A 13,515-nucleotide genomic window follows, 5' to 3' on the forward strand; every position below is an offset into this window, starting at 1 on the left:
AGCACCGGGGCTGTTGCCTTCACATCTGTTGTTTTTTTTGATACAGTATGCCATATTTTCAAAAGGGCATCAAGCCCTTTTATACCCACAAAGTCCGTCTGTCAGAATGCGTAGGAGCCGTTTTGAACCCCTTTCACCTCTTTTAACAATATGGACCGGTTTTTATCTAAAAGAAAAAATAATAGCATTTTGGGCAATGGATGTATTTATCCTTCATTGAAAAAATAAAATTTTTTATGTTCTCATCATAATCCTATATATTAATTACATTATTTAAATGTTTTAAAATATTTATTTGTATATTTGATTAGTTTATATTTGTATCTAAATAATATAAAATATAGTATTAATCAGGGTTTAAATGAATCGGCTAGAGGACTTATATTCCTATGACATATTGGATACTCCCCCGGAGCAGGCACTGGACGATTTTGTTGAAATAGCTTCGGCAATCTATGAGGCGCCTGTTGCTATCATTTCATTTATTGATGACAAGCGTCAATGGTTCAAAGCAAAGAAGGGTATCAAAGTCTCAGAGGTTCCTGTTGAAGGTACTTTATGTCAATATGTGCTTAGTAGCCCAAAAAGGGTGTTGGTAATAGAGGATCTGGAATCCGATGCGAGGTTTAAAGACCATTTTCCCCTCACAGGGATCCCCGGTACCCGTTTTTATGCCGGAGCCACGTTGAAGTCGCAGCACGGCAACGTGCTGGGAACAGTGAGTGTAATGGACTATAAACCCAAGAACATCCCTGATATACAACATAAGGCTTTGGGCCTGATAGCTAAAAAAGTGATGAATTATATTGAAACCAGAAGGTTTGTATACGATCAGGAAAAGGAAATTGACACCAATGCCATTAAACTCAAGAAATTAACTGATTTTGCTCCCGGCGCCTTATTTAAATTTCAAATTTCTCCCACCGGCGAGAAGTCTTTTGTTTTTATCAGTGAAGGAATCACTAAATTGATCCCTCAAATTCGCCCGTTAGATCTTAAAGAAAATGCTGAGTTACTCCTAAAGTACATCTATCCGGAAGACAGAAAATCCGTAATGGACAGTCTCATGAAGTCCTATTTGGATTCTTCTGTGCTGGATATTGAATACAGGATTGATAGGGGAGACGGGGAGATCTCATGGAATTGGGTAAGGGCAAACCCTGAAAGGAGCGACAACGGCGATGTAATATGGTACGGTACCTTTCAGGATATCAGCCAAAAGAAAGACTACTTGACGACACTTGAGAAAATATTGTTTGATGTTTCCCATGTTATCCGCAAGCCTATAGTAAACATGATGGGTCTGATCGATATCCTCCAAAACATAGAAGACACTGAAAAGGGTGCGGAAAAATATGTAAGGCATTTGAAAACAGTGACGATGGATTTGGAAAATTATACCCGAAAGCTTAATGAAGATTATTCACGACTAAAGAATTCATTGATCAAATAACCCGCAACTGTAAAAAGGTCTGGATAATATTGTGCTTTCACTGGTATAAAACAGACTCAAAATACAGATTCCCACAACAGATAAATAGGAATGGGGTAAACATTTTCCCCACCGGCTATCTGGGCCACAGGGTGTTTTTGTTTTTCCATTTTTCGGACCACCAGCTAGCGGCCCGTGTCCAAGGGGTTTGCTGTACGGAAAGTTGATGGGTTTGAGAGAGGTGTTGAAGGTACTCGCCCAATTCCTGGCACTGGTAATCCGTAAGCGGCTGATGGAGAACTTCGGTTTCGTCGGGATGTACTGCCTGGAACAACAGGGCCTGTTCATTTTCAACCGTCCAAACAAGGGGCGATTCTTTCGCCATTTCTAAAATATAGGGGTTAAGCAAGCTGTCGGTTTTTACATTCAACTGGTACAGGGAAGGCGATAAATTTCTCTCAAATACCCAGGGCGTGTTTTCCCCTATGGAAATATTGGAAACCGTATCCAATGAAGCGGTTTTCTTTCTTAAGTTCTTGTCAGCCACCATTCCCTGCCAGACAGGTGGATTATATTGGAAGGGAAACAATTGGCTTTTAATAAAGCCTGAGTTGATAATTTGCCATTTATCTATCCGGACCGAGTCTCCCAGGTCCAGCATGCTTTTTATCCGGTTACCCGTCATGTAGGCATCGTCAATCGAACTTTTCGGCAACACGATGGTTTCCAGCTCGCCTTCTTCCACCCGTTGATCGAGAAGATAGCCTATTGCTAAATTGAACTGTTGAAAGAGCAGCAAAGAATCTTGCCACCAAATGGTATTTTCAGGATTTTTATGGATTTCGCCTGATTTCAATTGGGCCCTTTGTTGTAAGACGGTTTCCTTTTCTTTTTCATCGATGATGGAATCCAGGGAGACTTCATAAAGGCACCTGGAGAATAAACCGAATTTGCCCGGCATGTCCTCAAACGGCAGTGAGGTCATTTTTTGGGTGATTTCCCCTAATATCACCTCCTTCTGAAGGGCAAGTTGCTGGTTTTTAAAGCTGTGGGTTCTTTCTGCCCGGAGCGAATCGATCGCACGGAATTCCGCGTGGACAAGCCGTTCGAAGTGGATGGCCTCAGGATAGGAAATAAGCCCGTCCTCCATCATGTTTTGGGTTAACTGGTTGATCTGGTCATCATGAAAAATCACTTTATTGATGGTCTTACCTGTAATCAGGCTGAAAAGGTTCTTAAAAGTCTCGGTACCTGAAACTTCGGCATTTTTTAGTATTCCGGCAGTTTCCGCGTTGATCCGTAATTTTTCGACGGCATATTCCTTTACTTTTTTGCTGTCCCTAAAATCCACTTTCCCATTGTAGTCAAGGATCTCGAAACCGGGAATACCTTTTTCAGGAATAAACCAAGGGTTTATATCCGCATTGAGGATTATCGGATGAATACCAAAAAAATGCAGTTCTCCGGCCTCTTCGTTGATATAAAAAGTACTTTTGTCAAGGCCGGACAGGTCGAAACCTGCTTTCACAGTACCTCTCCCTACCATGGCCAATCTTTTTCTGGTCTCATTTTTCGGGGTTAAGGCCACTTTTCTTTGGTAGTAAAAGTCAGTGAAGCGGTCATTGTTCCAAAGGACAGGTTCAGGCTGCTGGTATATCCTCCATAGGGTTTCATTCTTTTGTTTTAAGGAAAGGGATGCGCGCTCGGGGTCATCAATTCCCCTTTGTCGGTGGTACAAAAAATGAATAACCTCATCGTATAACGGCAAAATCTCCATTTCTTCATTCAAGCCCAAATATTCCATCTTTTCCTGCAGTGTCCCGGCTCTTACGGGTTGTCTGATGATGCGTCTCCATCGCGACACCCCCGGTCCATCCCGGTAGGCGGCCTCTCTGATTTCCAAAGGCTGTTCCTCAAAATCCCTCAGCATATCCAGAGAGGTTATGATCGCAGAATAGGTTATTTCTGCCTGATTTGAAATGTTTTCCACATCCAAAAAATTAAGCCTTGCTTCGTCTATGGAAACGATCACTTCTCCATAATACTCAGCCGTAACCAGTTCGGCCATACTCTGTACCTGATGCATAAGGTTGGCGGTAGGTTGCAGCCGCAATTTGCCACCGAATATCCCCATAGGGTTCCATATATAAATGAGAACAACGAGCCCTATTACCAGCAGGACTTCCAAAAGGAAACGAAAGTTACTTAACAAGCCGCGGATCATGACTCATCCTCATTATATTGCAAATTGACCATTGGGATGACTAATCGGTCATCCTGGAAATGAATATAAATTTCCTGAAAACCCAAAGAACTCAACAGGGTGTTCAGCAGCTTTCGGGTATGCTCCTGGCTGGATTTGACCAACCCCAGATACTGTAAATTATTTCTGATATCGGTTTCCGCCATTCTAAAAAATTCTTCCTGGTCCTCCAAACTGATGGAATTTAAAAACCGGTCAGGGTTGGATATCAAACTGTCCTCTACAAAGCTTGAAGGCGGATAGGAGAAGGTAATCACTTCTATGGAAGGGAGGTTAAGCGTTATTTTGTTTCCTTCTATGATGATGTCTTCTTCTTTGATTTTTTTAAGGTCTATCCCCGTTTTGACCTTAGCTTGGGAGTATGCCAAAAACTTTGCTTCATTCATTCTGAACCATAAGAGATTGCGTGACTTTTTGCCGAAGACCACTTTGTCAATGACAAACTCTGAGGTCACAAGGTCACTGGCCTGCTGGATTTTTCCTACCACCATCGCCCGTTCATCCTGGTCGCAGGATGAAAACCATATGGTGGTTAAAATCAATGCGCTACCCTTTATGAGGTTCAGAAACTTTTTCATGATTCCATTGCCTTATACTTTTCATAAGCGGTTTTCAGCTTGATGTCGTATTTATTCACCTTGTATCCGCTGCCGTTGTATCCAAAAGCAAATGATTCCCAATCGTATTGTCCGGCATTGTCTTCTGACACATAGGCTATCAAAGCTTTGCCCCGGACTTTTTTTGTTTTGATGAATTCAAGAAAATCCAGAAAATGGTAACACTCTGACTCATGCTGTTTGGCTTCGAATTCCTCGTGGCTTTTGTACTTCCTTCCTTTGATGTAATGTTCCAGGTTTTCGCCCAGTATCTGAAAGAGCCCCCATGACGCAGAATACACTGCTGCTTTGGCGTCAATCAGCTTGGCTTCGTTAAGGCGATCATACTCTTTTGCCCCTACTTTATAATGTTCCCGGGTCCATTTTGGATAGATAATATGTTCTTTCCCTTTTTGCAGGGCCTTTGGATCCTTGCCGAATTTCTCCAGCCAGTACCAGAATTTATGACCTTCGAAAAGTATCTTTGCTCTACCGTCCTGTAAATGTCCCCTTCCCGCAGATTCGACGGTGACAATGGCTTTGATCACCGGCATGCTGATTTTGATGTTTTCTTTTTGTTCCAATTCATCCAAGGCAAGACGGATGTCCATATCGCTCAGGACCTTACTGGTGGTGTTGTCCTTGATCTGCACATATTCGTCATTTGTAGACACCGTTTCTTCCGGCTGCTCCAACGAAGCGGATAGCATTACCCGCCGCTCGCTTAGCGATGGAGACTTTTCCGGCATGCTCTGCTCGGCAAATTCCTTATCCTCCCTCAGGAAAAATTCATCATCTTGATTTATTTCACTGGTTTGGGAAAGAGCGGCTGTAGGCCTAAAAGAGGGTCCTTCTCCCGGCTGCTGGAAAGTGCCGGGCTGACGGGTATTCGGATCCACCCATCTTGCCCTCAGGTGTTTTAAGGATTTATCGCCGAAGTAGAAGGCAATCATCATCAAAAAAGCAGTTTCAAAAAACTCAAATTGCTGACGGATCAGTGCCAGTTCCCCACCAGTATAGTGGGATCCGAAACTCGTGATCAACAGCGACATGCCTCCCATCAGAAGCGTAAAGGCAATCATTCCGCGTACCGTCCCGGGGGGCAATCCAAAAGTCTGACTTCTATAAGGGTTGTATTCCGGTGTTTGCAGTTCGGAGGGCTTGACCGGAAGACCTTCTTTGTACCGGTCTTTGGCTTCATAAATCCTTTCCCAATCCTGGTCGGTCAGTCCATAATTGATATTATAATGGTAGACCGACCACATGAAATAAATAAGAAAAACCGCGATCCATATGACCGATGTGGCCAGACCTACAGCCTGAAAAAGATTATGGTGCTCCACATAAACAAAAAAGGCCCCGAAAATGCCAAAAAAAACCAATAAGGTAGTCAAAAGCACTGTCCCTTTAAAAAAATAGCCATGATAAGGGTTGGCATTGGGATTTCTGTCCCTCACCTTTGGACTCATATACCTGGCCACGGTGCCATACATGAAGCCAACTGCAATCAATAAAACAAACCCATTGGCAAAAGCCCTGTTTGGCGGAGACATCGTGGAGGTAATGAAAATCGTTACCACTAATGTAAGCAGGATGATAGCACCCAAATGTACAGCCAGGTACTTCCAGTCGGAAAAAGGCTTTTCCTTTTTTGGAGACCCTTCAATTGACGTTTCTTCATTTTCCTTCATAAAATATAAAATTTGGCCTGGCAATTTCCGGAGATTCAAATTGCTCAGGTGGATATACTTTCGTTCTCAGTTTGAATACGGGCTTTTTGAAACCAATTCTCATCAAGAATGCGGATTTCCATCTTTTCGTTGTGCTTCAGTTTTGGATATAGCGTCTTATAAAACCTTTCGAAGGCTATTCTGGAATGCGTAATCATTTTCTCAGTGCCTGCTGCGGTCACCCCGTCAGCGATCAGAATACAGCCCCGGGTGTCTTGATGGGAATTGCCTATATGGATATATACATTGCTGAAATCGGGGACATCCTTGAGCTCGATATGAAAATCAAACCATTGGAACTGGTTTCTGTAACGTTGCGTGAGATCGGTGAGATTCCGGTTCAGGATCAAAGGATATATCCCTTGGGGGATCCGGGTACTGCCGGCTATTTTTTCGTCTTGATGGGTATCTTCCAATGTGTAGGCAAAAAACTTGTTCTGCAAAAAAAGCAAACCAAGCGTGGTTTCCCCGTCGTCCATGTATCGAAGAACAGTGACCTCTTGTTGCGATAGAGGTGTGTCCTTGACAGCTCCCTTTCTGAGCAACCCTTCTATCTTTTCGACATGATCTTCCAGGGAGCGGGGTTTTTCAGGCCCTGGGATGGGTCCGGGAACCTGGGGGCCGGTTTTTTTAGGGGTGACATCCGGTTTGGCCTGAAAAGGAGACTTAAGGGCTTCCACACCTTTTTCTATCAGCAGATACACATAACCGGCAAAACCTATCAGCCACATCCAAACCTTGTTTAATATTTCGGGGTTTGTTACCAGCAAAAGGATAAGTACAGCAATGAGGGCTATCGCCAGAAGTCCCAACAACCTTTTCATAGGTCAGTTATATATTAAAACATTCAATTGTATAAAAATGGTATAACACGCATAAATTATTTAAAATTTAATTATAATAAATCTTACTTCAAAAGAATCTGCTGGATTTTTTGCCAAAAACATTTTTTGTGACGGAAGTATATCGCGGCAGAAAAGAGCGTAAACCGAGGCGTCGGTTTCCAGCAGTGGATATATGAGACGATTTATATAATAAATGGTGAAAAATCAGTCGTTTTTTTGACAAGAGAAATTTTATTAATTAATTTAATACTTTAACAATAGAAAAAGCAAAATGGCTAACTACAAACTTCAAATCAACGGTAAAAACTACGAGATCGATGTAGATGAGGACACCCCCCTTTTGTGGGTACTTAGAGACAATCTGGGCCTTGTAGGTACCAAATATTCCTGTGGAATATCCCAATGCGGTGCCTGTACAGTTCATCTAAATGATACAGCGGTAAAAGCCTGTACTTTGCCGGTATCTTCTATAGGCAATGATAAAATCACTACCATTGAGGGGCTTTCCAAGGATGGTGACCATCCTGTACAAAAAGCTTGGGAAGAAGTGGACGTGGCACAATGCGGATACTGTCAGGCAGGTCAGATCATGACGGCGGCGGCCTTGTTGAAAAGCAATCCCACTCCTACAGAAGGGGATATCATTGACGCGATGAACGGGAATATTTGCAGATGTGGTACTTATCATAGAATCAAAGAAGCTGTATTGCTGGCTTCCTCCAAAACCAAATAACCATGGAAACTTTACTGAAAACAAACAGAAGAAATTTTCTGAAAATTGCGGCGACTGCCGGAGGAGGGTTGTTGCTCGGCTTCAATTGGTCCAGCTGTGATTCCCCAAAGATGAAGGTGGTGACGGATGAAGAAGTTCTGAAGAATGCGTTGAATTTCAACAGCTATCTGTCCATTTCACCGGATAACCATATTGTTATTTATTCACCCAATCCTGAGTTAGGCCAAAATATAAAAACTTCTTTCCCGATGATAGTGGCCGAAGAGCTGGATGCCGATTGGTCCAAGGTAAGGGTAATGCAGGCTTTCCTGGATAACGAAAAGTATGATCGCCAGGTTACAGGGGGGTCAGGGGCCATGCCCCATTCCTGGGAAAGGTTGAGAAAGGCCGGTGCTACTGCCAGACAAATGCTTTTAGAAGCAGCCGCTAAACGTCTGGATGTAAGTATGGATGAGCTTAGTACCGATTTGGGACAGGTAGTCCATCAATCCAGCGGCAAGAAAATCACCTATGGTGAATTGGCCAGTGATGCTGCTCAGGTTCCGGTTCCTGAAAACGTGGAGCTGAAGAAACCGAAAGACTTCAAAATCATCGGTACATCGGTAAAAAATGTGGACAACAGAGCCATGTTTACCGGCAAACCGCTGTATGGTTTGGATGTCTACAAAGAAGGTATGTTAAACGCCATGATCCAACGTCCTCCTTTCGGCATGAAACTCAAAGGAGTGGATGCAGAAGCGGCTAAAAAGGTGCCGGGAATCAGGGATGTGGTCACTTTCAAAAATAATGTGGCCATCGTAGGGGATGCCACCTGGCCAATAATGAAGGCCCGGAAGTTGTTGAAAATTGATTACGAGCCGGAAGACGACAAACTGGAAAGTACGGATTTTCATAATCAGCTTTTTAAAGATCTCCTTGAAAAAGGCAAAGGAGAAGTAAAAAGAAAAGATGGTAATGCGGATGCCGCTTTTAGGAATGCCGCCAAAGTGGTAAAAAGCGAATACCAATGTCCTTTTCTCTCCCACAGTCCAATGGAGCCTATGAATTTCTTCGCTCACGTCAGAGAAGATGGCGTGGAACTTATAGGACCCACCCAGACACCGGATAGGGCGAGGGATGAAACCGCTGAATTGTTGGGAATTCCCAAAGAAAAAGTAACGGTGGAATTGACCCGTCTGGGAGGAGGTTTCGGACGGAGGCTGCGGGCGGATTTTGTCGTAGAAGCCGTTGAATTGTCGAAAATGATGAACGCACCGGTGAAGGTGACATGGACGCGGGAGGATGACATCACCGGTGGCGCATACAGGCCCGCGGTCAGGTACCGGTTTGAGGCTGCTTTGGACAAGAACAATCAGATGATCGGTTATAAACTCCGGGGTGTGGGTATCAATGCCGGCAACTGTACCCGTGAACACAATTTCCCTTCCGGTTCTGTGGATAACTTGCTTATCGAATCCATAGAATATAAATCCTCCATAACCACCAATGCGTGGCGGGCGCCCATAACCAATTTTCTTGCCTTTGCCGAACAATCTTTCCTGGATGAAGTGGCAGAGGCCGCGGGGAAAGATCCGGTGGATTTCCGGTTGGAACTGCTGGATAGGGCTAAAAAATCCCCGGTTGGTGAAATTCATTATGACATAGACCGTATGAGGGGAGTTATCGAGCTGGTGGCCGAAAAGTCCGGCTGGGGCAAAAAAAGCGGCGTGGCCCAGGGATTCAGTGTTTATTTCTCCCATAGGTCATATGTCGCTCAGGTGGCCGAAGCCAGTATGGCAGAAGGAAGCCCGGTAATAGAGAAAATTTATGCAGCTACCGATTGTGGTATTGTAGTGAATCCTACCGGTGCCGACCAGCAAGTCCGGGGGGGCATGGTAGATGGTATGGGGCATGCCATGTTTACCAACATGACCTTTACCAACGGGGTGGCGGATCAGAAAAACTTTGATACTTATCGTTTGATAAGGATGAAGGAAACACCCGAAATAGAAACCCATTTTGTGGATAATGGTATTGATCCCACAGGGCTTGGAGAGCCTGCCCTTCCACCGACCGGTGGGGCCGTGGCCAATGCGCTCTATAAGGCCACTGGCAAGCGCCTCAGAAACCAGCCATTTACTGAACAGGAAGAGTTTAAAGGCTTTAAATTGGGAGATAGGGCTTAGTATTTTTGATGTTTTTGATACTAAAAAGGCTGTCCAAACTTTGGACAGCCTTTAATCATTCAAAGTGGCTACACTAAGAAAAAATATCGGGTTTTTTAACAATGGTTTTTTTGAAAACCGGATTATATCGTGAATGTTCTCCTACTGAAAAGCAGTCAACCTAGGAAATCGCTTTCCTTTTCCCCAGGGTCTCTTCTTTCCTCATATCTGCCTCTCAGTGTTTCATCACTATCCAATCCTGTATAACCGGGGTCAGTTTCCCAGGGTCTCTTATAACCATAGTAATCTCTGATTTCGGTGATAAACTCCAATTGTGGGCCAGTGGGCCAGTTATCTTTATCAAAACCGGGTGAATTTTTAAGCTTCTCCTTGTCCACGTTCAGAATGAACACGTCTTCTTGTGCAGTATCAAAAGCGAACGCCTGCCAGGGGACCGCAAAGTACTTGCTCCCCAAATTCAGAAAGCCGGAATCTACAGAGAGTACGACATACGCCGCTTCCCCGGTAGCACAATCCATCATAATGTCTTCAATGGAGCCGATTTTCTCGTCCACGGCATTTTTTACGGTAGTGCCTTTAATACTAGAGGCAGACAATACGAGATGTCCTAATTGATCTTTCATTGTTGGTTTGGTTTTGGGTTAAATAAAATATTATTTAAAAGACAGTTCAATAATTATGCCATGAAAATTATTATATTTTTAATTTGAAAAATAAAATAATATAGATAGAAGGGGAGAAGAATGTGCTTCAGCTGGGTATTGCCAATGGGAGGGATTTTATATCAGATCTACTATTACAAACACCCGGGCTGGAGTTTGTATAGTAGATAAACCGAAATGCACCACATGTGCTAAAATAATCCCGGATACATATAAACCCGGCTTCAGTTATGGTTTTTGAGTATTGGTGGAAAATGTAAAACCTATCCGATTTACTGAATAAATAGCTATCTTTTATGTATCTTCATGCTTTTAAAATATAAAATTCAAAATCATGAGTACAACCCTTATATTGATCATTGTAGCCGTAATACTGGTTATTTTTGTGATTTCCCTGTACAACAGATTAATTGCTTTCAAGAACAACAGGGAAAATGCGTTTGCTGATATTGATGTGCAACTCAAACAACGCCATGATTTGATTCCCCAGCTTGTAAGCAGTGTCAAAGGATATATGGAGCATGAGGCGGGCGTCCTGACGCGTGTGACCGAAGCCAGGGCCCGGGCAATGAGTGCCACCTCCATTGAAGGAAAAATTGCGGCTGAGCAGGAATTGGGAGCGGCGTTGCAGGGACTCAAAGTCCAGGTAGAGGCCTATCCTGACCTTAAAGCCAATACCAACTTCCTTCAACTGCAAAGCGAAATAGCCGACGTGGAAAACAAATTAGCTGCTGTCAGGAGGTATTTCAATTCAGCCACCAGGGAATACAATGTGGCAGTACAAAGTTTTCCCTCCAATATCATTGCCGGTATGTTTGGATTTCATAGAGAGCCCATGTTTGACGTTGGCTCGGACCGGGAAAGACTTGACCAAGCTCCCGAAATCAAATTCTGATTTATATGGCGAATTATGTAGGTATCCAAACCCAAATCCGCAGAAATAATTTTCGTTCCGTTTTGCTGCTTTTGGGTTTTCCTTTACTGGTGTTGGCCGCTGTATATGTTTTTTTGATGCTGACACTTCCGTATGAAGGGCAAATAGATCACAGCAGGGTCAGCGAGGCCTTTGTGCAAGTGATACCTGGGGTGCTGATTGCCGTAGCCATTTGGTTTGCCATAGCTTTCCTGTTCCACAGCACCATGATCAACAAGGCTGCGGGATCAAGGACATTGGAAAGAAAGGAAAATATGAGAATATATAATCTGGTTGAGAATCTCTGCATGAGTAAGGGCATGAAAATGCCCAGAGTAAACATCATTGAGGATCAGGCTCTGAATGCATTCGCCAGCGGTATCAACGAAAAAACGTATACGGTGACGCTTACCAGGGGCATTATAGAAAAATTGAATGATGAGGAGTTGGAAGGTGTGATCGCGCATGAACTTATGCATATCCGCAACAGGGACGTCAGGCTGTTGATCATATCCATCATTTTTGTGGGAATATTTTCCTTTGTGGCGCAGATCCTGTTCAGGAGCATGATCTATGGTGGCGGGAGGAGAAGAGGTAAGGGTGATAACAGAGCGCTTTTGATCGCGATGGTCATTGCATTCGTGGCCTTTCTCTTAAGTATGGTATTTCGCTTTGCCATATCCAGAAAAAGGGAATATATGGCGGACAGTGGTGCCGCAGAGATGACAAAAAAACCCAGGGCGTTGGCGTCTGCCTTGCGTAAAATCTCAGGTAACTACCGCGTGCAAACGGTTAAAAGCGATGATGTAGCCGAGCTGTTTATAGAGAACCGGCCGGATAGGTCCTCGGGGCTGATGGCCGCCATTACAGGACTTTTTGCGACGCATCCACCCATAGAAAAAAGAATTAAAATCCTGGAACAATTTTAAGTTAAATATCAGGTAGATAAGTTGTTATAGTCCGGCAAATAGTTTAACTTTAAATCATTGAAAAACATAGGCCTTTTAAAGATTATTCAACCAATAAGGTCGTTTATTTACCCGAATTCCTTTGCTTCTCCTATGGAGCAGGGAAATTCAACCATGTTTCTTTAAAACACCAATACTGGAATTCAGATTCCAGTTGGGATCAACAAATCCCAGGAAAGAAAAAATGCAGGTGATCAATTATCCCCTGCATTTTTTGTGTCCTTGGCTCTTGCAAAGGTATTTTATTCCAATGGTGCTTGGGCAATGCTATGGTTTGTTTTTTTCAATTTCCACAATAATTGCTCCGGAATTGTCGGCGAATCCAGCGCCGTACTGCTGATTCATGTCATCATTAATACACAGAAGGAGTTCGCCGAAGTGGGCCGCAGGTACGAGTCCGCCGTTGCCGATGAGAAAAACACGGCTGTCAGTCCTTCCGATAAGGGCACCTTCGGGGGCTCCCTGCAAAGTATAGCCTGATTTAGCAATGTAAGCCGGATTACCTCCTGCGTTTACAAAGCCCGTTGATGGATTGGCAGTCCACATTCCGCTTTTGTATAGAATATTCACCCTTTCTCCGGGTTTTATTCTCACACCTGAAGTTTGCCATTCTTGACTAGCGTATACCGTTACAGTAGTTGTGTTATTTATCAGGGCAGCTACCGCGGCACTTGTTTCCTGCTCGCTGAAACCGGCAGCAAGAAGTGACTGCCTCAACTCCCCACTGGACAAGTCCGGATATACTGTTGGGTCAAGAAGGAGTTTGCCTACGTCCGTAGCACTTATCCCGGGAAAACCCGCCTTCACCGCAATGGCGACATCATCCGGATTGTCATAGAACAATTTTGCATCCTGTGCCAGATCAAGCGGGGTAAGGCCACCCTGATCATCACCATATACCGCCCTGTAAACTTTACCAAGTTCACCCGGTCTTATCACTCTGTTGTGAAAACCATGTGCGGTTTCAAAACCTGCCAGGCTTTTCATTGAATTTGCAAATACCGATTGTGCATCAAACATCTCTGTTTTCAGCATTTCAATACTTTGCCTTCTGGTATATCCCTTCGATTTCAGAAGTGCTAAATGGTTCTCAAGGAACTGGGTCGTTGATAGGTTTTCAGTTGTACTCATGGTGTTTTAAAGTTTTTATTTTTTAGCTGTTATCAATATGTATAAAAAAGATATTGTGTTTATTTGGCTGTTAACAA

At 43.7% G+C, this 13,515-nt stretch carries 11 protein-coding genes; 5 read left to right on the forward strand and 6 right to left on the reverse strand.

The features are described from left to right. Nucleotides 1-361 precede the first annotated feature (361 nt). Entirely contained in the window at nucleotides 362-1,453 is a 1,092-nt protein-coding gene (locus ACFPFU_RS09395; RefSeq protein WP_377063806.1) for a PAS domain-containing protein, read from the forward strand. A 115-nt stretch (nucleotides 1,454-1,568) separates the two neighbouring features. On the opposite strand, the gene ACFPFU_RS09400 is transcribed toward ACFPFU_RS09395, so the two are convergent. From ACFPFU_RS09400 to ACFPFU_RS09415, 4 genes are read right to left on the reverse strand one after another with little or no spacing between them, the layout of a single operon-like run. Next, the gene (locus tag ACFPFU_RS09400; RefSeq protein WP_377063808.1) at nucleotides 1,569-3,656 is read right to left on the reverse strand and encodes a DUF4230 domain-containing protein; all 2,088 of its coding nucleotides are present in this window, start codon (nucleotides 3,654-3,656) and stop codon (nucleotides 1,569-1,571) included. Next, entirely contained in the window at nucleotides 3,653-4,273 is a 621-nt protein-coding gene (locus ACFPFU_RS09405; protein ID WP_377063810.1) for a DUF4230 domain-containing protein, read from the reverse strand. The genes ACFPFU_RS09400 and ACFPFU_RS09405 overlap by 4 nt, the downstream gene beginning before the upstream one ends. Continuing rightward, nucleotides 4,270-5,982, reverse strand: coding sequence for an N-acetylmuramidase domain-containing protein (locus ACFPFU_RS09410; RefSeq protein ID WP_377063812.1), 1,713 nt, complete (start codon nucleotides 5,980-5,982; stop codon nucleotides 4,270-4,272). Before ACFPFU_RS09410 ends, ACFPFU_RS09405 begins: the two co-directional genes overlap by 4 nt. Before the next feature lie 44 nt (nucleotides 5,983-6,026). Beyond that, on the reverse strand, nucleotides 6,027-6,845 hold the full coding sequence (locus tag ACFPFU_RS09415; RefSeq protein ID WP_377063814.1) for a DUF5675 family protein: 819 nt from the start codon (nucleotides 6,843-6,845) through the stop codon (nucleotides 6,027-6,029). Nucleotides 6,846-7,137: 292 nt separating this feature from the next. Between ACFPFU_RS09415 and ACFPFU_RS09420 the strand changes: the two genes are divergently transcribed. Further along, nucleotides 7,138-7,599 carry a (2Fe-2S)-binding protein gene (locus ACFPFU_RS09420; RefSeq protein ID WP_377063816.1) on the forward strand — a complete coding sequence of 154 codons (462 nt, stop codon included), beginning with the start codon at nucleotides 7,138-7,140 and terminating at the stop codon, nucleotides 7,597-7,599. A 2-nt stretch (nucleotides 7,600-7,601) separates the two neighbouring features. Next, nucleotides 7,602-9,764, forward strand: a complete 2,163-nt coding sequence (locus ACFPFU_RS09425; protein WP_377063818.1) for a xanthine dehydrogenase family protein molybdopterin-binding subunit — start codon at nucleotides 7,602-7,604, stop codon at nucleotides 9,762-9,764. Between the two features lie 155 nt (nucleotides 9,765-9,919). Here the strand turns inward: ACFPFU_RS09425 and ACFPFU_RS09430 are convergent, their stop codons facing one another. Further along, nucleotides 9,920-10,387, reverse strand: a complete 468-nt coding sequence (locus ACFPFU_RS09430) for a PRC-barrel domain-containing protein (RefSeq protein ID WP_377063820.1) — start codon at nucleotides 10,385-10,387, stop codon at nucleotides 9,920-9,922. A gap of 373 nt (nucleotides 10,388-10,760) precedes the next feature. Between ACFPFU_RS09430 and ACFPFU_RS09435 the strand changes: the two genes are divergently transcribed. Both ACFPFU_RS09435 and ACFPFU_RS09440 read left to right on the forward strand, forming a co-directional pair. Continuing rightward, nucleotides 10,761-11,321: a LemA family protein gene (locus tag ACFPFU_RS09435; protein WP_377063822.1), complete on the forward strand. Its 561-nt coding sequence runs from the start codon at nucleotides 10,761-10,763 to the stop codon at nucleotides 11,319-11,321. Nucleotides 11,322-11,326: 5 nt separating this feature from the next. Next, nucleotides 11,327-12,268 (forward strand): M48 family metallopeptidase, encoded by a 942-nt coding sequence (locus tag ACFPFU_RS09440; protein ID WP_377063823.1) that lies wholly within the window; start codon nucleotides 11,327-11,329, stop codon nucleotides 12,266-12,268. Nucleotides 12,269-12,574: 306 nt separating this feature from the next. On the opposite strand, the gene ACFPFU_RS09445 is transcribed toward ACFPFU_RS09440, so the two are convergent. Then, the gene (locus ACFPFU_RS09445; RefSeq protein WP_377063825.1) at nucleotides 12,575-13,438 is read right to left on the reverse strand and encodes a hypothetical protein; all 864 of its coding nucleotides are present in this window, start codon (nucleotides 13,436-13,438) and stop codon (nucleotides 12,575-12,577) included. Nucleotides 13,439-13,515 lie beyond the last annotated feature (77 nt).

The organism is Negadavirga shengliensis (assembly GCF_042652345.1).
Lineage (GTDB): Bacteria > Bacteroidota > Bacteroidia > Cytophagales > Cyclobacteriaceae > Negadavirga > Negadavirga shengliensis.